Source organism: Desulfosporosinus sp. BICA1-9 (genome assembly GCF_000802135.1).
Genome location: NZ_JUEE01000132.1, coordinates 1 through 18,822 on the forward strand (window position 1 = coordinate 1; position 18,822 = coordinate 18,822).

The following is an 18,822-nucleotide window of genomic DNA, read 5'->3' on the forward strand; positions in this document are numbered from 1 at the left end:
TATCAAATTTTACAAACTAAAACCCCATATCAAGAACTTGGTACACAGTTTATCGAAAATCAGGAGAAGAAGAAAGAACAACGTTTGATTAAGGCACTAGAATCAAAAGGATACCAAATAGTTAAAGCATCATAACCTCCGTGCGTAGCTATAACAGTGTTCTCGGGCATGTTATTGTCTTTTTAGGGGTAGGTGATTTGGAAACAAAGATTTAGAGGGTTTTGAGGGTTTTGAGGGTTTTAATGTTCACTGAAATAACAGTTTGAAATGACAGCGCGTAGATTCATTTTCGTAAGAAAACTTGGCTGGCACCCGAAGACACTGTCTTCGCACGTATTAGTCATTCTGTCAGCCTGGGCGAGGCGGCCGGTCGAATGCTATGCCATCCATGGCGCATTCGACACTAGACACGTCCTGTGTCGTCGCCTTAGTTGCACTGATGCGCTGGCCAAGGATGGCCGAGTGTCCCTGTAGCCAAGGATGGCGAGAAGGGACCTTAGAAAGTATACAACGCAAGTTTATACTTTCTGATTGTATAAAGAAAAACCGCCTTACGGCGGTTATATCCTAATATCTACTTGAACCTCTACCTCCACGCTTTGAATCTGTAGCTCGGCGAAATTCAGTCTGACGCTCATCACTGTCTTTTATAAACTTAGCCAATTTATCCTCAAAGGACACAGTTGGCGGAAGACGGCGTTCACGACCCACATTGCGAACTGTGGGGTTTGCTTGTTTGATTGAAAGTCCGATTTTTCCCTTTTCATCAACATGAATGACCTTTACCTTTACGTGATCCTGTTCCTTCAAATAATCTCGAACGTCCTTGACATAGGCATCAGCGACTTCCGAGATATGTACGAGTCCGGTCACTCTATCCGGCAATTCTATAAATGCTCCAAAGTTCGTGATCCCTGTTACGACCCCTTCAACAATACTGCCAACGTCAATGGCCATACGAAGTAAACTCCTCCTTGTGATGATCTATCTATACTTACTCTATATTATATGCAGTACTTTTCGTGCCTGTCAAGGCATAGACGACCCTTGTGAGGTACTAATTCTTGGGAGAAATAAGAATTTCGCCTTGTTTTACAAGACCTAACTGCTCCCTTGCCAATTGTTCAATGTAACTAGGGGTGTTTAAACGAACAATTTCCTCCTGGAGGCGTTTTTCCTCTTGAAGCAATAAGACCTTTTCTTGATTCAAGTGGGCTAATTGCCCTTCCACATGGGAACGGAGTTTCCATATCTGCCATACTGAGCTTCCGACCACTGTAAGTAGTACGCAAATTATCAGGATAGGAATGGGACGAAGTCGAACCCTTTGACGATTTTGAGTCTTAGTCTTAGTCTTAGTCTTAGTCTTAGTCTTCAGACAAGCCCTCTTCATCCAATTCCTCTCCTCCTAAACCAAGCTCTCCGCCTGGTATAATACAAACTATTTCATATCCTTTACTTCTTGCCCTGGTTAATAGAGTTGCCACAGAACTTTGACTGAGATGAAGTTTCTTAGCAATGTCCTCCACAGACTTTCCGCTTTCTTTGAGGATCACTGCCTGGCGTTCTCGAAAACTCAGTTTTTCCAAGCCCCTTATTTCTATATGCACTGTGGCACGCCCTTGCTAAAAGTTATACACAGGTGTGGATAGTTTGTGGACAAATCACCTACATTTAGTCTACAAATCACTTACAAAAGACTGCGGATAGTTCCATTATAGCCATTTAATTATTGAGAATCAACCCCTCCAAGGAATTTATCCATTTGTCTTAGGTGGCAAGAGATGATTTAACAATGCCTTCATTCTCTTCTTCAGACCCATGATTGGCTCAAAGAGAATCACTTCCGTGATCCGATAAACTAGAAGGCTAAACCAACGCAACATGGCGTAGGGTGGCCGCATAAGCATAAAGAGGCCTCTAATCGGAATCTTAATTCCTTTCTGAATAAGCCTGGCAAAGTACGTCAAAATCCCATATATTCCAAAAAATCCACGTACTGAAAAACGGCTCAATAATCTTAGATAAAGAACTAGACCCAGTAAACTTCCCCACATAATGTAAGAGCGAAAGGCTAGTGCATTCGCTTTCTCAAAAAACCAGAAAAGAATAGTCAAGGCAACGAACGAAAAGACGATATCTCCTACAAATGTCACTATTCGCCCCCAGCCTTGCCAACGTCTAAACGTGCGGTAAAAATCAAAAATTATCCCTACTGACGCCCCTGCTAGAATTACCCAAAATAACGTCACGAATTCTGAGATTGTTCTTCCTCCTTTCTCTCTACTTTGGAGGGCTAACTCTTAGCGTAAAACCCGGTTCAAAAAGCCTCGACGAGAACTGCCGCTAGAATTTCTGTGGTAAATTAAAGCACCAATATGCCCTTGAAGATCCACTAACCCCTCCTCAAGATTAAGCAGTTTGATGCCTAATTGATCCCCTTTAATGCTCAATATTCCTAGCTCAGTTTCAAGAATAATTTCCTTAGGGTCAAAGGACTGAACTTTATGTACTCCTGTCAAAGCAATTTGTTCTCGATTTTCCATGACAAGGCGATGTCCTTTGCCTGCTTTGTCCACCATGCCCCATCCCCCTAACTCTTTTTTCTCTTATAACCCTATTCATGTTGTACGTCCTTTAGACATAGCTGTTGGGAGGAAGTTTCTTAGCACGTTCGCACAACGTTCCATTGCTATTCACTTGTCGCTCAGGCTAAACCGCAAAACTTCTGGGCTTTCTGCATGTGAACAGTTGCGGTTCTTAACGCCTGATCGACTGCGCTCATTGACGCAATTCCACTAATCGTGCTCTCTAAGCTAAGAAACTTCCTCTGGGCTTGGGTCAACGGGGGAGAGAACGATGTTAGGAGTTCTTTGGGAGGGACTGTTTGCGTCATTGACACAAATACGCTTTGAGTGAGGGAGTGTCTTAGACTTTTCGCACTGTTCCATTGCTATTCGCTTGTCTCAATTCTTCTATCAGCGCTCTAAGCTATGAATACTTCAGCTTGGGTTAACGAGATAAAGGTGTATGTATTAAGGTGCTGTGGCGCGCTGGTTGTGGCTCTGCAGCAATACTTCACGTCATTTTAAGTGAGGAAACGTAGGAAACTGAGGAATAGGGAAATGGGATGGTTCTTGCTTCATTCCAGAGGAATTTGAATCATGATAAATAAAAAAAGACAAAGTCTTTTTATTAAGACTCTGTCCTTCGTTCATCCCGTATCAATTCATAGAGTGTTTGTGCTTCGTTGGCCTTTATGCTGTTTGGGGTCGCCATAACTTTGACTTCAAGAATTCGGCTACCCATCTCAATGGTAATTAGGTCCCCCGCCTTAACTTCTGCTGAAGGTTTGACGGTTCGTCCGTTAATACTGATCTTTTCACCCACACAAACATCTTTGGCAACTGTACGACGCTTTATAAGGCGTGAAACCTTCAAATATTTATCAATGCGCATAACTACCCTCCTTGAAAACTAGGCTGATTCAGCCATAAACACACTTAGGCGCCGCAATAGCGAAAAGAGGCTATCTGTAGGCTCGAACAAGGTTGTTCGAGGTTAAAACACCACTCTGAGGCGAGAATAGACCGCTGGCCATGGCTCGAACAAGGATGTTCAAGATTAGAGCGCCACCATGACTCGAACAGGGACGTTCGAGATTAGAGCGCTGGCCAAGGATGGCCGAGTGTCCCTGAAACCATGGATGGTGAGAAGGGATCGCTCTTGAATTTATCTCTAAAATGGTATAAAAATCAGGTTCCAGAAAACCTGGAACCTGATTTTATAGTTAGTCCGAAGACTCATTTTTGTACTGCATCTTTGAGAGCCTTACCTGCTTTAAAACCTGGTACCTTCGCCGCAGGAATCTGAATTTCTTCTTTAGTTTGTGGATTTCTTCCTGTCCGTGCAGCACGATCTTTTACTTCGAATGTCCCAAAACCAACCAGTTGAACCTTTTCACTTTGTGCTAACGACTCCTCGATTACATCAAAAACAGCTTTTACTGCTTTTTCTGCATCTTTTTTGGACATGTCAGCTTTCTCCGCCACCGCGCTAACTAATTCAGCCTTATTCAAAATTAGTCCCTCCTAAATAACTGATCTTTTCACAACGCTTATATTTCGCGATAAAAGACCAATCTCCTGCTTTTTTAAGATTATATCATTAATTTACTGCTTTTTCTTTAGATTTTGCCTTTTCCCAAAAAATATCCATTTCACTGAGAGAAAGTTTCTCGAAAACATGTTCCTCTTCTTGACTTAATTCAACCATCTTCAAAAAACGATTCTGAAACTTATGTATGGCATCCCTTAAAACTTCTTCCGCATCAAGCTTTAAAAAACGAGATAGATTTACAATCGCAAATAATAAATCACCTAATTCTTCACGAATACCTATTCCGTTCGCAAGTGCACTCTTAAGTTCCTGTAGTTCCTCCTGGACTTTCTCCCAAGGACCCTCCATATCTTTCCAATCAAATCCCACCTTGGCAACTCTATATTGCGTTTTAGATGCCCACATTAGTGCAGGTAAGCTCTTAGGATCGCTGAAGAAGTTTGCCTCATTTTTATCGGTCTTCTCTTTTAGTTTAATTCTATCCCAAGTCTGGATTACATCCTTCGCTGTTTTGGCCGTCTCCTCTCCAAAAACATGAGGATGTCGACGAATCAGCTTTTGGATAACCCCTTGAAGTACGTCTTGGAGTTCAAATTCACTAGCATCCGAAGCAACCTGAGTATGAAAAACTACTTGCAATAATAAGTCTCCCAACTCTTCACATAAATTATACATATCTTGTTTTTCGATCGCATCAATAACTTCATAACTTTCCTCAATGAGATAAGGCTTTAAAGATTCATGGGTTTGCTCCAAATCCCATGCGCACCCACCTTCGGAACGCAAAGTTTTCATTACTTTGGCCAACTTAGAAAAAGAGATAACCTCTGTATTCGGTGGCAAAACTACGGTGGTCAAGTGATCAAAAGTCCCATGATCTAACTCGTAGAGCGAGAGCTTGTCCATTTGTTCTAGGGGAGTACCGAGGGCTTTGGTAACATACACGCTTGCCTCATCCGGATAGGACAACATGAGATCTAATTTAACCTCGGATGCTATCCGTTTATTATACACTTGGGGGATTATTAGCCATTCCTGCCCAGTCAGTCCTATGTCTTTGAGGGCATCATAATTGCGTATCAGTACCCCCTCAATCGGATCAAACTTTAGGACTCTAAAAAGCTCATCAACAAAGCTCATAGCTGGATGAATCACAACCTTATATTCCTGGGCGAGTTTTTCCTCAATAAGTTGTATAGTCTTTTCAGCAACCATCGGATGCCCGGGAACTGCGTAGACAATTTCCGAACCTTTCTCTAACTCTCTTCGTAGCTGTTCCGTAATCCTTTCATACACAGCCTCGAAGGACGGTTCCGTTGCATAGATCTCGTCAAACGATTCTATGCTTATACCCTCGCCCAGTAATTCCTGAACACAAGGATGCTGAGATGTTCGCACAAATAGTTTTTTGGCACTGAGTATTCGCCTGTAGTTACCGAGTGTTATTTGTTCAAGTCCTCCAGGGCCTAGGCCGATTACATGAAGACACGAAGACAAGTTTTAACACCTCCTTTTGAAATAGTTTATCATAAAGTATCCTATCCTACACCATTGGGTTTACAATAAAAGCGCTATGCTTTTATTTCTTTACTCAGTGACTAATCACGAATAAAAAAATAAAGCGGCAATACCGCTTTATTTTTTCTGCACTACGCTATTGTTCCATCTGCTTTGCTAAAAAGGCTGCTGCCGTTTCAACCAATTTAATCTCTAAATCTCCCATCTTTATTCCTGGCTCCTTAGATAGGAGCATCACGGCCCCTATAGGATCCCCTTGTGAAACGATCGGAGCAACCACTTCGCTCGTATACTTACATTTATCCTCCTCATCATTTTCAGGACAAGTCTTGCACATGGCATGCTCTCCTGCCAAACCGATATGAATAGTTTTTCTTTCCTCCATGGCTTGTTCAGCGGATGGTCCGATTGCTTTATTCAGATACTCTTTTTTCGAGGCTCCAGCGACAGCAATAATCGTATCTCGGTCAGCGATACAAGTAATATGTCCGGTTGCTTCGAATAGCGAATCGCAATATTCCCGTGCGAATTCCCCTAATTCACGGATAGGAGAATATTTCTTCAGGATGACTTCTCCTTCCCGGTCTACAAAAATCTCTAACGGATCACCTTCCCGAATACGAAGAGTCCGACGAATTTCCTTTGGAATAACGACACGACCGAGGTCATCAATTCTTCTTACAATACCGGTTGCTTTCATAGGCGCACATTCCTCCTTTTGTCGTTCTCGAAAAACTCATTGCGTCCTTTTAATAAACCTTAAATTCAATGATAGTATATATCTAGAGATTGCCAATTATTCATTTTTTTCCAATACAAAAAAAAAGAAGGCATTTATATTGCCTTCTCTTCGCCAAATCAGTTAACTTGTTGGCTTATATCCTTGAGAATACTCGATTTTCGCATTCTTCAGTAGATCGTCAAAAAATGTCTGAAACTTCGAATCCTTTGTTTGATTGAGCGCGTCTTCACTTACTTGAGCTTTCACTTTGTCATAGTCTGGAGCTTCAGCGGCCGTGTGTGCTTCAACCAGTATCACGTGATATCCAAATTCAGATTTTACAGGGACTGTTGAGAAAGTACCCACTTTTTGGCTAAACGCCGCAGTCTCAAACTCAGGAACCATTTTTCCCTTTGTAAACGTGCCGAGATCCCCACCGGAATCCTTAGCTCCTGGTTCAATGGACTTCTCCTTAGCTAACTGTATAAAATCAGTCCCGGCTTTAAGTTGTGCAATAATTGCGTTGGCCTCATCTTCCGTTTTGACCAAAATATGACGAGCTTTTACACTTTCAGGTTGAGAGTAATTCGCTATATTTTGATCATAAAAATTTTTAATGTCTGAATCAGCTAATTTAATATCACCAGTCGTTTTCTCATAAACTGCCAAGAAATTTCTTAATTCCAGTACTGTCATGCCTTGTTGTTTAAGTGTGTCTTGAAATATCGTTTCATCCCCAATATTCTTCTTAATAATCTCTTCCTGCTCTTTCACTTTGGCATCCTCAGGATTAAGAGAATTCTTTTTAACTTCTTGGGCGATTAGTTTACCTTCAATCATACGGTCTAATAACTGGCTTTGAATCTGAGTTAAGGCCTGTTTCCCTTGGTCTGTGTCAAATTTCATGCCTTGTTTTTCATAAGTTTTTTGTGCTTCAGCAACTCGTTCTTCCAAATCCTTGACTAATATCTGATCTTCATTCACTTTTACCGCCCATTTACCGCCAACCAACGAGGAACACCCCGTAGCCACAAGCATCAATGCTATAACTCCAAAAATCATTCCCACCCGGGATTTTTTCATAAAGACACACCCTTTCAATTTGACATGAGAATAGTATATCAAGGAGTTGTCCTTGAAGCAATGTCGCAAAATGTCGAAAGAACCCGTCGTGAAGCCTCAATCACAGCCTCTTGATCAATCGTACGAATGCGGATTTTGCATTCAAGATTGCCATTTTGCATCGTCTTAAACGACAACGGGTAAGGGGAAGCCGACGCCACGGACATTAAATTTTCTCCCGTTATCCCTAAATCTGCAGAAAAACGAATAATTACGTTTTGCTTAGCCTGCTGAATTTGCTCAATTTTCAAGGAGCTTGCCAGCAACTTAATCCGGATAATTTCAATTAAGTGTTCGACTTCCCGCGTCGGAGTTCCAAAACGATCCACCAGCTCGTCGACCATTTCGCTAAGTTCGCCTTCATCATGAACCATCGATAACCGTTGATATAAAGACGCCTTGGATTGGCGGTCCACAACGTAAGAGTCCGGTAAGAAGGCATCTACTTGTAGTTCAATGCTCGGTTCGACAACCTCTTCAACCTTCTCTCCCCGAAGTTCCTGGACAGCTTCTTTAAGCATTTGACTGTACATTTCAAATCCTACTGCCGATAAATGCCCATGTTGTTGGGCACCAATGAGGTTTCCTGCACCACGAATTTCCAAATCCCGCATCGCTATTTTAAATCCCGCCCCAAATTCCGTAAACTCTCGGATTGCTGCAAGACGTTTTTCAGCAATTTCTGTCAGAACCTTTTGCGGTTTATATAAAAGGTAGGTATAGGCTTTGCGGTTAGAACGCCCCACTCGCCCACGCAATTGATAGAGTTGGGATAAGCCAAAACGATCGGATTCATCGATAATCAGGGTATTCACATTAGGCATATCAAGTCCTGTTTCGATAATTGTTGTAGAAACTAAGACGTCCATTTCATGCTCTAGAAAATCAAGCATTACTCGTTCTAAGGCTGTTTCACGCATTTGTCCATGAGCAACCCCGAACCGTGCTTCAGGCACTAATTGACTTAGAAAATGGATCACTTGATCCATATCCTCTACTCTGTTGTGCACATAGAATACTTGCCCTCCACGTTGAATTTCACGCCGTATAGCCTCTCGAACCACATCTGGGCGAAACTCCGTGACATAGGTTTGCACAGGGTACCGCCCCTCCGGCGGGGTTTCGATGATACTCATATCCCGAACTCCCACCAAAGACATATGTAAGGTCCTTGGAATCGGAGTTGCTGACAAGGTCAGTACATCGATGTTCCCTTTTAAGGTTTTCAGTTTTTCCTTATGCGTAACCCCGAAGCGCTGCTCTTCGTCAATCACCAATAACCCTAAATCACTAAATTTGATGGCCTCGGAGAGAAGGCGATGTGTGCCCACAACAACATCAATTTGCCCTTCCTTAATGCCTCTAATTATCTCCTTTTGCTCCTTCTGAGAACGAAAGCGACTTAGCATTTCAATTTTAATGGGATACCCCATAAATCGTTCTCTGAAGGTATTAAAATGTTGCTGGGCTAATATAGTCGTGGGGACAAGAACCGCTACTTGCTTGCTATCCATGACCGCTTTGAAAGCAGCTCGGAGAGCAACTTCCGTTTTACCATACCCTACATCGCCACAAAGCAAGCGATCCATGGGACGTGGGCGTATCATATCCGCTTTTACATCCTCGATACTTTGGAGTTGATCAGGGGTCTCCACATAAGGAAACTTCTCCTCAAATTCAGTTTGCCAGGCATTGTCCTGTGAGAAAGCAAACCCTTGGATTGCCTCTCTCTGAGCATAAAGTTTTACTAAATCAATGGCCATTTCTTTAACAGCACTACGGGTCTTATTCTTTACCTTGTACCAGTCAGTCCCTCCGAGTTTGTAAAGTTTAGGCAGAGTTTCCCCTGCACTACCTAAATACTTTTGCAAAAGGTGAAGCTGATCCAGCGGAACATATAATCGGTCTTCCCCCGCATAACGAATCCCAAAATAATCCTTGGCAATTCCACCAACTTCCAAGCGGTCAATCCCCGTAAATTGTCCAATCCCATGGTGTACATGGACTACAAAGTCTCCAGGTTTAAGATCCGAAATAAAAAGATTTTTTTTGGTGGGCGTCTTAGGCTTCTTGGCAACAGCCTTGCTCTCTCTTTTATAGATTTCTGTTTCTGTAAGAATCACTAATTTTGCAAGCGGTAACTCAAACCCTTGATCAAGGGAAAACGGATAAACATAGACCCGACCCGCCTCAATAGAATCCTCAAGCCCTTTGCTGGATGCTGAAAGTCCACGATCTTTCAAACCCTGGATTAATCGCTCCGCATGAGCCTCATCCCCTACAAACAGGGCCACAACATAATTTGCATCCTTGCGGTGTATAATTTCATCCACCAACATACTGGTTTTCCCCATGAAGCCCGTCAATGGGCGGGCGTTTAAGCTAAAAATTTGCTTGGGTGAAATTCCCGGTGCCTGTCTCAAAAGAGTTGAAAGACCAATCAGCGGGTGTTTCTTTCCGTAGCTTAGAATATCCTCATAGTTGATAAATTGAGCTTCAGGATGAACAAACCCTTCACCGCGTTCCAGTTGTTGCGTGAACTCCAATAAGCGTTCGTTGGCTTGAAACTCTAACAACTCCTTTAAGCGGAGTGGCTCATCCAGAAAAACACAATGTGCATCTGAGAGGTATGAGAAAAAGGGTACGAGCGGAGTGTTAACTAAGCTTAAAAAGGGATAGACATTTTCATCCAATATCCCCCGCTCAAGCCTTTCGACCAGACTATCTACTTTGTTTTGGAGACGATCTGCCGCTTCTTTCCTTCCAGCGCGCTGATGGCGGCCCATTATTTTGCGAGCTTCTGCCCGTATTGCAAAGCAAAGTTTCCCTAGTTCTTCCTTCGTTACAATATACTCCATAACAGGGGGTATAAAGACCTTGTCCTGAGAGGCGATGGATTTCTGTGTCCCTAGGTCAATCGTCCGTATCGAGTCAACTTCATCATCGAAAAACTCAATTCGCACTGCCTCTCCATCTAAGGGAGCTATATCCAAGATTCCCCCTCGTAAAGCAAACTGCCCTATCCCTTCAATCGTTTCAACTCGCTCGTACCCTCCGGCAGTTAGGGTATGGAGAATCTCGGACAAGCCGTACCCCTGCCCCACTTGGAAAACCAACGTATACTCTTTAAAGCGTTCGACTGGGAATACACGTCGTTCTAAAGCAAGTACTGAAGCTACAACCGTACACTTGGGATCTTGAGCCAGTCGATTCAATACGCGAATGCGTTCTGAGGTTGTCTCCCTGCTTTTACCTAACACTTCAAAAGGAAGCCATTCTGTCGAAGGCAAATGCAAGATAGTTTGATGCGGACACCAGGTCCGCAAATCGCTGGTCCACTTTTGAGCCTGCTCCTCCGAATAGGTCAGAATCAAGCCTGGCCCTGGTTTAGACCTTTGTACAAGCTGAGCAACAAAAGCTGCCTTTTGACTTCCTGTTAAGTCATAAATCATTTGGGGCCATTCTCCATGGCTTAACGACAGGTCGATCTCCTTAATATCGAGACCTCTGCGAAGATAATCGTAAATTGTGTTCAAACCGCTCATCCTTTAATGATAAACATTCCCTGTTTTGATTTCCATTTCGTTCAAACAACTTGGGCAAAGTACATAGGCTACATTTCCAGTAATATTCACTGCATAATCCGCAGTATGACTGGTTAAACCATCTAACTCAAGCTCACCAATAATTCGATCGCAAGCGTGGCAGACCTTTAATATCTTCATGCATATAACCTCCCTATGCTAGTAGAATTACCTCTTGCATAGGAGGTTATACTCCTTTTTATCGATGGTATAAATTCATGGCTCGACTCGCTTCGCCCTTGATCCAGAGGTTTACTGCCTTTTCTGCGCGAACTAGCAGGTCATCCAACTTCGGAAATTCAGTTTCTTCAAAGGGGGAAAGGACATGATCGATGATCGATGATCGTGGTTCGTGGTTCGAATCTCGAATATCTAATCTCGAATTTCGAGTAGGCGGACGTCCTACTCCCATTTTAAGCCTCCAAAATTTCTCCGTTCCTAGTTCAGCTACAATTGATCGAATCCCATTGTGTCCTCCTGCTCCGCCCTGATCACGCAAACGCATTTTTCCCAGCGACAGATCCATGTCATCCTGAACGATCAGTAAATCATCGCCGCTAACTTTATAAAAACGCGCGAGTTCACTCACTGACCGTCCGCTCAAATTCATAAACGTTTGAGGTTTTAGCAGCAGAAGGCGTTCTCCCTCAACGCTCCCCTCCGCCCATAACCCCTGAAACTTAACTCGGAACTGAAGATTATTGATTTCGGCAAGCTGATCAACTAACAAAAAACCAATGTTATGGCGTGTCTCCGCATATTGAGGTCCTGGATTTCCAAGTCCAACAATAACCTTCATTCATCTCACCTCCAAAGCATATTCATACGACACTCTGAATACATTCTCTAAGAATAGGCAACGAATTTTCACCGAAAAGGAGAGTGCACCTGTGAAACCTAGTCGAAAATTCCTATCCTTACCCATCATCTCTCTCCAAGAAGGGCATCAAATAGGGTATGTCAAAAGCTTGATTCTTAATGCAAGGACGAAGTCCCTAGCTGCAATCGTAGTAGACCCCAAAGGTTTTTTTAAGGATCAGCGCATTATTCCCTATTCCAGAGTTGTCAGTGTAGGAGATGATGCAATCACAATTGACAAAGAGTCCCATGTGGAGAAACCATCAAACCTTCCAGAATTATTAGAGTTGGTCAAAGAAAAATTGACCATCATTGGCACCAAGCTGGTCACAGAAACCGGAAAAACACTAGGTAATGCCGACGAATATTATATCGATCCCAAGACAGGAAAAATAACCCAAATCGAGATTTCCGGAGGAAAACTCGAAGGATTCTTAAGTGGCAAAGCGTGGATTGCCGCAGAGTATATTACCACAATTGGACACGATGTCATCGTAACTCAAAAAGAAAGTGAGAAAGCACTCATCGTATCAGATAAAGGGCTCAACGACACCCTCAAAAACCTCGTTCACTCAACATCCCATCTAGCCTCAGAAACGACTCATACGATCAGCAAGTACTTTAAAAAGGACCGCTCTAAAACAACGGCACACCTCGCTCCAGAAAAGGCACTCGTCCAGGTAGACGAAATCGAAACCACCCCCCCGGAAAGCAAAACAAGCTCGGAAATACCCATAACCAAAGACCCCCTGGGATAATACCCCAGGGGCCTTTTTAACTAAATAGTTTACTGACTGAAAGATCCTCGTGAATGCGAACAATAGCCTCACCTAGTAGTGGTGCCACTGATAACACTCTAATCCTTGGTATAGTCTTCTCTTTACCCAAAGGAATCGTATTCGTAACAACAAGCTCACGAATAACAGAATTCCCTATGCGTTCAATAGCTGGTCCTGACAACACAGCATGAGTACAACAGGCATACACTTCCTTGGCACCCCGCTCGAGAAGGGCCTGAGCCCCCTGAGTAATAGTTCCAGCTGTATCGATTATGTCATCGATCATAATCACAGTCTTGCCTTTCAGGTCACCAATGACATTCATAATCTCAGAAACGTTAGGTTCAGGCCGACGTTTATCGATAATAGCCAGAGAAGCTCCGATCCGTTCAGAAAAATCTCGAGCTCGAGTCACTCCACCTAAATCCGGAGATACAACACAAAGATTTTCAAGCCCCTTCTCCTTAAAATATTCAGCTAGAATAGGAACCCCGGGTAAGTGATCCAGCGGAATATCAAAGAAGCCTTGAATCGCCGGAGCATGCAAGTCCATAGTTACCACACGGTCTGCACCCGCTGTAGTAATTAGATTAGCCATTAGTTTGGCAGTAATCGGATCACGGGCCCTTGTCTTACGCTCTTGCCTGGCATAGCCATAATACGGCATTACGGCCGTAATTCGGCGCGCTGACGCTCGGCGAATAGCGTCAATCATGATTAATAATTCCATGATGTTATCATTCGTAGGATGGCAGGTGGGTTGTACCACATATATATCTGCGCCTCGAACACTTTCATCAATCGCCAGACACGTCTCCCCATCTTGAAAACGTTTTATTTTCGACTCACCCAGAGGAACCCCCAAATAGTCTACGATTTCTTGCGCCAACGGTCGATTGGCATTCCCACAAAAAATCTTAAATTCTTTTGCTGCCATGCCTATTATTGCCCCCTATTTCATCTTTTCGCGATGCCAATGCTCCTTGATCACCTGATGGCTTCGTTCCACTGCCAAGCTCTCCGCAGGAACATTCTTGGTTATGGTAGACCCCGCACCCGTTACTGCATGTTCTCCCACTTCAATCGGAGCAACTAAGTTTGTATTACTTCCGATAAACGCATAATCACCAATTTTGGTAGTATGTTTATTAACCCCATCATAGTTACATGTAATGGTGCCCGCTCCAATATTTGCTGATTTTCCAATCTGCGCGTCTCCAATGTAACTTAAATGAGGTATTTTTGCTCCCTTTCCGATCCAACTATTCTTAATTTCTACAAAGTCGCCTATTTTCACTTCCGCTTCTAAGTTTGTGCCTGGTCGCAAATAGGTATATGGGCCAATGCGACAACGTTCTCCAATAACTGCATCTTTAGCTACCGTATAGACAACCTCAGCCCCACGCCCTACTACACAATTTTCCAAACTAGTTTGTGGACCGATCACAGCATCCTCTTCAATCCGAGTTTTTCCTATTAATCGTGTAAAAGGTAAAATCGTGACATCTTGCGTGAGTTCTACTTCGGCATCGATAAAGGTTGATGCTGGATCTATAAGTGTTACCCCTTCTGCCATCCAATGCTCAAGTATGTTCTTACGAAGAATTGCTTCAGCCTCGGCCAATTGTCCTCGGCTATTGATCCCTAATGCTTCATGGGAATCTGAGGTAAGATAGGTTAGCATTTTTTCCTTAAGGTTAGAAAAAACCTCAAAGACTTCCGTCAAGTAATATTCCCCTTGAAAATTCTGTGTAGTAATTTTCGTTAGGGCGCTTATAAGTGCAGATGCCTTAAAGCAATACGTCCCAGTGTTAATTTCCTTGATCTCCCGTTCAACAGACGTTGCATCTTTTTCCTCAATTATTTTGACTAGGTTTTCACCGTCTTTAACAATCCGGCCATACCCAAAGGGCTGATCCATAGAGGCTGTCAATACAGTGGCACTTGCCCCTTGTGCCTGGTGCATTTCAACGAGAGCTAGTAGTGTTTCGGGCTTAAGCAAGGGCTGATCTCCACTCAAGACTAGAACCGTCTGAGCGTCTTTTAAAAAGGGTATAGCTTGCATTATAGCATGTCCCGTACCGAGCTGCTCTTCTTGAACTACAATCTCGGCTCGTTGCTGGATACTCACTTCAATTCCCTCTCGTCCATGTCCGACAACGACCAGCGGGTGCTTAATTCCAGCGTGTTTTAGGATGTCTAAGACATGTTCAATCAGAGTTTTCCCTGCTAATGAATGCATGACTTTAGGCAACTTTGATTTCATCCTTGTCCCTTTACCCGCTGCCATGACCACTGCAACCAAATTAGACATAATTTAATACTCCTCCAGCTTAAGTATAACCTCTACATATACTTATAGTATATACCTATAAATTATAACTTTCGGGTGGGTACCTTCTTGCCATTCCGGCGCCTTACCATCACGACACCTTGCCATCCTGGCGGTGGTCCCTTCTCACCATCACGGCATCTAGCCATCCATGGCGATGCTCTAATCTCGAACGTCCTTGTTCGAGTCATGGTTTCAGGGACACTCGGCCATCCTTGGCCAGTGTTCTAATCTTAACCATCCTTGTTCGAGTCTTGCCCAGCGCTTTTAGCTCGAACGCCGCCTTATGGAATTTTGACCAGCGTATGATAGCACTAATATTTTAGCGCTATCATACATACACCTAAATTATACCCCAAAAGTCGCTCATTCACCAAATAACGTCGATATTCCTTTTTTATACTAGTCAAAACCCTATGCCGCTCGACACCACTGATGAATTAAATAATTATTACAGATATTCTCTTACTTTTATTAAGACACGTTAAAGGAGACCCAACTTTAAGGTCCCCTTCAACATGTCTTAAAAGATCTATATAAACTTTTAAATGGCTTCTTGATAAGCTTTTAAAACAGCCGTTTGAATCACCTCTCGTGCTACAGCTGAAATGGGGTGGGCGATATCACGAAATTCCCCTTCAGGTGTTTTACGGCTAGGCATTGCTACAAATATCCCATTCATACCTTCTACAACTTTGACATCGTGGACAACAAAAGCATTATCAAAGGTCACTGAGACTACTGCCTTCATCTTTCCTTCCGTGTTAATCTTTCTGACCCGCACATCGGTAATATTCATTATGAATCACCACCCTTCCGCATTCCGGGGTTATTCATAATAATATTCTCTGTATGGTAAAAAAATCCTGCCTTAATTATAGAAAAATTTCAATAATCTAAAACGTCATGTCGACAGAACTCAAAGATTAAACATGGGGACTACGGACGTCTTTCCAGTAGCTATGTTCAGTTCTTTCAATTGTAAAAGGGCTAAATATCCTTCAACAAGCTTAGGTTCTTCAGTCATGCGAGCTTCCACCAATACTCCCATCCCTACAACGTTCGCCTCAAATTCCTCCATTAAGTTCTTAATCCCCAAAGCTGTTCCACCAGCCTTCATAAAATCATCAATCACAAGCACACGGCGCTGGGGTTCTAGGGCTCTTCGAGAAAGCGACATTGTTTGAATACGACGGGATGATCCAGAAACATAATTAATACTTACCGAAGAACCCTCCGTGACTTTGTTTCCACTGCGGATGACTACCATGGGCAAACCTAAAGCTTCCGCCGTCACGAGGGCCAGTGGAATGCCCTTCGTCTCAATGGTCACCACTACATCAGGCTTCTTATCTCTGAAGGCCCCTGCGAAAATTAGGCCCAATGGCCTTAAAACCGAAGGGTCAAACAATAAATCAGTCATATAGAGAAAACCACCTGCCAGAATGCGTTCTTTGTCGCTCAGCCTATCAGCAAGCTCACTTAGCACAATCGACGCTTCTTCCTTGGAGATTTCCGGGATATATCGCACCCCTCCTGCAGCCCCGGACATTGTTTCAAGATGTCCCTGACCAGAAAGCAAAAGGCTCCCCTTCACAGCCATCAGATCCTCACTAATGGTGGACTTAGCTGTTCCAAACCGTTCTGCAAATAAGGTTAACGGAGTCAGCACATTCGGCTTTAACATCAACACTTGGGTGATGGCAACCATCCGTTCTGCTCTTTTCATCTTCTCCACGCTTATTAATCCACCTTATCCGAATCGCTCTTTAAGCTCAGAATGTCAAACATTATATTCTCGGCTGTAACAATATGTGCCATCGCTAGGGATTGAGCTTCCTCGCTATTATGACTCCGTAATGCTTCAACAATCATTCGGTGTTCTTCAACAGCAAGTTTATTCCGTCCGGGAACCGCTAGTGAAGTCGCCCGGAAACGCTGTATCTGCTCTCGTAAATTGGCCAAAATCTGAATCAACCGTTCATTGCGGCTCGCTTTATAGACTAAGGCATGGAAATCCGTATCCGACTGCACAATTTGCTCTAAATCCAACTCTCCCTCACCAGATTTATGCAATAAGGCTCGTTCCATTTGTTCCAATTCATCCTCTGTGATGCGCTCCGCAGCAAGCCCTGCTGCTAAACCCTCCAGCGCCGAACGAATCTCAAAAACATCAGCGACATCTTTTAATGAGACACCAGCTACGTACGCCCCTTTACGCGGAATCATAACCACAAAATTTTCAAGTTCCAACTTCCGAATTGCTTCACGTACAGGGGTTCGGCTAACCCCCATTTCTTCAGCCAACTGGATTTCCATCAATCGCTCCCCAGGTTCAAGAATTCCACTTAGAATCGCCTCACGCATAGACTCAAAGACAATCTCCCTTAATGGTTTATATCCATCAAGTATTACTGGTAGTAATCGTTTTCCCATGAATATCTCCTCTTTCATTTAATTTCTTCTCAGACTGTTGTTGTAACCCAAACATTATTAAAACCACTTTTTCTCAACTGTCTTGCAACGTCAAGAGCATGTTGTCTTCCCTTAGCAATTCCAAACACACTAGAACCGCTTCCTGACATTAAGGCACCGTAGCACTCCGCATCAATTAAATGTTGCTTAATGTCTAAAATTTGCGGAACTATTTGAGAGGATACTGGCTCTAAATCATTATAAAGCAACCCTGCAACCTTCTCCGAATCCTGAGTCAAAGCCTTTTCCCAACTTACACGCGTTAAATGTCCTCCCCGCCCAATTAAGTCAAATCGACGGTAAGCCTCCTTAGTGTTCACTCCTGCATAGGGTTTAATCAAAACAAAATCCATCTTAGGAGCTTTGGGCAATAATTCAAGTTGCTCACCCCGTCCAGTCGCCCACATTGTACCTCCGCGTAAACAGAAGGCGACATCAGCACCACATCCAGCCGCAAGCTCTAGTAGTTCATTCCTATCAAGAGGCTCTTCATAAAGTTGATTCAACAATCGAAGTGTCGCTGCAGCATCTGTGCTTCCTCCTGCTAACCCAGCCTGGACTGGAATATGTTTCTCAATCTCAATCTCAATTCCTGCGGTTTGCCCACATCGTTCTAGAAATAACACAGCTGCCTTATAAGCTAGATTTCCTGGACCACTTAACGCCCCACAGCGGCATACTACCTTGTTCCCTTGCTCCCGAATTCGAACAATATCGTACAGTGCGATGGATTGCATGACGCTTTGAAGTTCATGATAGCCATCTTCTCGTATCCCCTGAATGGCTAAGGCTAAATTAATCTTAGCATAGGCGAACGTTGTTAGAAAAGATTGTTCCATTTACATTACCCTTTCCGAACATTACAAAGGTATTTGCTTTTATTATACTTATTTTCAGGTTAGAGTTCCAGCATAAATCTAAAGAAACAATCATGAACCCCGGCGTTCACAAATTAGAATGAAAATGTTTTCCAGTCATGCGAATTCCATAGTCTTCCATTTGGAATACTCTTATTGGCGGGAGTTAAATATCCGCAAGTTTATTGGTGGAATTTCCCCCGTTAAAGAAACTGGTTTCAGTAACCTTTGAGTACAAATTAGTGTGCCTTGAGCACGTGTAAGAAATTTCTTTTAGTTTCAGGTTACTGAATCTCCCGCCAATTAATTAAAGGAGGGTTCAAATGGACGCTATTTTGGAATCATGTGCTGGCTTGGATGTTCACCAGGAAACAGTTGTAGCTTGTATACTCACTGGTCCTCTTGATCTAAAGCCTAAGAAAGTAGTTAAAACGTTTTCTACTACAACGACCGAACT

At 43.2% G+C, this 18,822-nt stretch carries 20 protein-coding genes and 1 pseudogene; 2 read left to right on the forward strand and 19 right to left on the reverse strand.

Annotated features, from left to right (window positions below; genetic code table 11):
- Positions 1-567: 567 nt before the first annotated feature.
- From JL57_RS15665 to pth, 13 genes are all read right to left on the reverse strand, one after another.
- Positions 568-957 (reverse strand): S1 RNA-binding domain-containing protein, encoded by a 390-nt coding sequence (locus JL57_RS15665; RefSeq protein WP_014182659.1) that lies wholly within the window; start codon positions 955-957, stop codon positions 568-570.
- A 100-nt stretch (positions 958-1,057) separates the two neighbouring features.
- A complete protein-coding gene (locus tag JL57_RS15670; RefSeq protein ID WP_034142958.1) occupies positions 1,058-1,393 on the reverse strand; it encodes a septum formation initiator family protein in 336 nt (111 codons plus the stop codon).
- Positions 1,368-1,610 (reverse strand): sigma factor-like helix-turn-helix DNA-binding protein, encoded by a 243-nt coding sequence (locus JL57_RS15675; protein WP_034142959.1) that lies wholly within the window; start codon positions 1,608-1,610, stop codon positions 1,368-1,370. Before JL57_RS15675 ends, JL57_RS15670 begins: the two co-directional genes overlap by 26 nt.
- Before the next feature lie 147 nt (positions 1,611-1,757).
- On the reverse strand, positions 1,758-2,252 hold the full coding sequence (gene yabQ / locus JL57_RS15680) for a spore cortex biosynthesis protein YabQ (protein WP_034142960.1): 495 nt from the start codon (positions 2,250-2,252) through the stop codon (positions 1,758-1,760).
- A gap of 51 nt (positions 2,253-2,303) precedes the next feature.
- The gene (gene yabP / locus JL57_RS15685) at positions 2,304-2,582 is read right to left on the reverse strand and encodes a sporulation protein YabP (protein ID WP_034142961.1); all 279 of its coding nucleotides are present in this window, start codon (positions 2,580-2,582) and stop codon (positions 2,304-2,306) included.
- Between the two features lie 613 nt (positions 2,583-3,195).
- Positions 3,196-3,459: an RNA-binding S4 domain-containing protein gene (locus JL57_RS15690; RefSeq protein WP_034142962.1), complete on the reverse strand. Its 264-nt coding sequence runs from the start codon at positions 3,457-3,459 to the stop codon at positions 3,196-3,198.
- A 344-nt stretch (positions 3,460-3,803) separates the two neighbouring features.
- Complete coding sequence (locus JL57_RS15695; RefSeq protein ID WP_034142963.1) at positions 3,804-4,079, reverse strand: HU family DNA-binding protein; 276 nt, start codon at positions 4,077-4,079, stop codon at positions 3,804-3,806.
- A gap of 88 nt (positions 4,080-4,167) precedes the next feature.
- Positions 4,168-5,616 carry a nucleoside triphosphate pyrophosphohydrolase gene (mazG, locus tag JL57_RS15700; RefSeq protein WP_034142964.1) on the reverse strand — a complete coding sequence of 483 codons (1,449 nt, stop codon included), beginning with the start codon at positions 5,614-5,616 and terminating at the stop codon, positions 4,168-4,170.
- Between the two features lie 157 nt (positions 5,617-5,773).
- The gene (spoVT, locus tag JL57_RS15705; RefSeq protein WP_034142965.1) at positions 5,774-6,337 is read right to left on the reverse strand and encodes a stage V sporulation protein T; all 564 of its coding nucleotides are present in this window, start codon (positions 6,335-6,337) and stop codon (positions 5,774-5,776) included.
- A gap of 162 nt (positions 6,338-6,499) precedes the next feature.
- Positions 6,500-7,441 (reverse strand): peptidylprolyl isomerase, encoded by a 942-nt coding sequence (locus JL57_RS15710; RefSeq protein ID WP_034142966.1) that lies wholly within the window; start codon positions 7,439-7,441, stop codon positions 6,500-6,502.
- A gap of 38 nt (positions 7,442-7,479) precedes the next feature.
- Positions 7,480-11,025 carry a transcription-repair coupling factor gene (gene mfd / locus JL57_RS15715; protein ID WP_034142967.1) on the reverse strand — a complete coding sequence of 1,182 codons (3,546 nt, stop codon included), beginning with the start codon at positions 11,023-11,025 and terminating at the stop codon, positions 7,480-7,482.
- Between the two features lie 3 nt (positions 11,026-11,028).
- The gene (locus JL57_RS34585; RefSeq protein WP_291300153.1) at positions 11,029-11,205 is read right to left on the reverse strand and encodes a hypothetical protein; all 177 of its coding nucleotides are present in this window, start codon (positions 11,203-11,205) and stop codon (positions 11,029-11,031) included.
- A 58-nt stretch (positions 11,206-11,263) separates the two neighbouring features.
- On the reverse strand, positions 11,264-11,863 hold the full coding sequence (gene pth, locus JL57_RS15720; RefSeq protein WP_034142968.1) for an aminoacyl-tRNA hydrolase: 600 nt from the start codon (positions 11,861-11,863) through the stop codon (positions 11,264-11,266).
- A gap of 91 nt (positions 11,864-11,954) precedes the next feature.
- On the opposite strand from pth, the gene JL57_RS15725 reads away from it, so the two are divergent.
- Positions 11,955-12,680: a PRC-barrel domain-containing protein gene (locus tag JL57_RS15725; RefSeq protein ID WP_034142969.1), complete on the forward strand. Its 726-nt coding sequence runs from the start codon at positions 11,955-11,957 to the stop codon at positions 12,678-12,680.
- Positions 12,681-12,696: 16 nt separating this feature from the next.
- On the opposite strand, the gene JL57_RS15730 is transcribed toward JL57_RS15725, so the two are convergent.
- The 6 genes from JL57_RS15730 to ispE form a co-directional block, all read right to left on the reverse strand.
- Entirely contained in the window at positions 12,697-13,638 is a 942-nt protein-coding gene (locus JL57_RS15730; protein WP_034142970.1) for a ribose-phosphate pyrophosphokinase, read from the reverse strand.
- A 15-nt stretch (positions 13,639-13,653) separates the two neighbouring features.
- Entirely contained in the window at positions 13,654-15,015 is a 1,362-nt protein-coding gene (gene glmU / locus JL57_RS15735; RefSeq protein ID WP_034142971.1) for a bifunctional UDP-N-acetylglucosamine diphosphorylase/glucosamine-1-phosphate N-acetyltransferase GlmU, read from the reverse strand.
- Between the two features lie 562 nt (positions 15,016-15,577).
- A complete protein-coding gene (gene spoVG / locus JL57_RS15740; protein ID WP_007777981.1) occupies positions 15,578-15,832 on the reverse strand; it encodes a septation regulator SpoVG in 255 nt (84 codons plus the stop codon).
- A 120-nt stretch (positions 15,833-15,952) separates the two neighbouring features.
- Positions 15,953-16,771, reverse strand: coding sequence for a pur operon repressor (gene purR / locus JL57_RS15745; RefSeq protein WP_034142972.1), 819 nt, complete (start codon positions 16,769-16,771; stop codon positions 15,953-15,955).
- A 5-nt stretch (positions 16,772-16,776) separates the two neighbouring features.
- A complete protein-coding gene (locus tag JL57_RS15750) occupies positions 16,777-17,469 on the reverse strand; it encodes a GntR family transcriptional regulator (RefSeq protein WP_034142973.1) in 693 nt (230 codons plus the stop codon).
- 29 nt (positions 17,470-17,498) lie between these two features.
- Positions 17,499-18,347 (reverse strand): 4-(cytidine 5'-diphospho)-2-C-methyl-D-erythritol kinase, encoded by an 849-nt coding sequence (gene ispE / locus JL57_RS15755; RefSeq protein ID WP_034142974.1) that lies wholly within the window; start codon positions 18,345-18,347, stop codon positions 17,499-17,501.
- 341 nt (positions 18,348-18,688) lie between these two features.
- Between ispE and JL57_RS15760 the strand changes: the two are divergent.
- A pseudogene (locus JL57_RS15760) lies at positions 18,689-18,822 on the forward strand (IS110 family transposase); the annotation flags it as partial.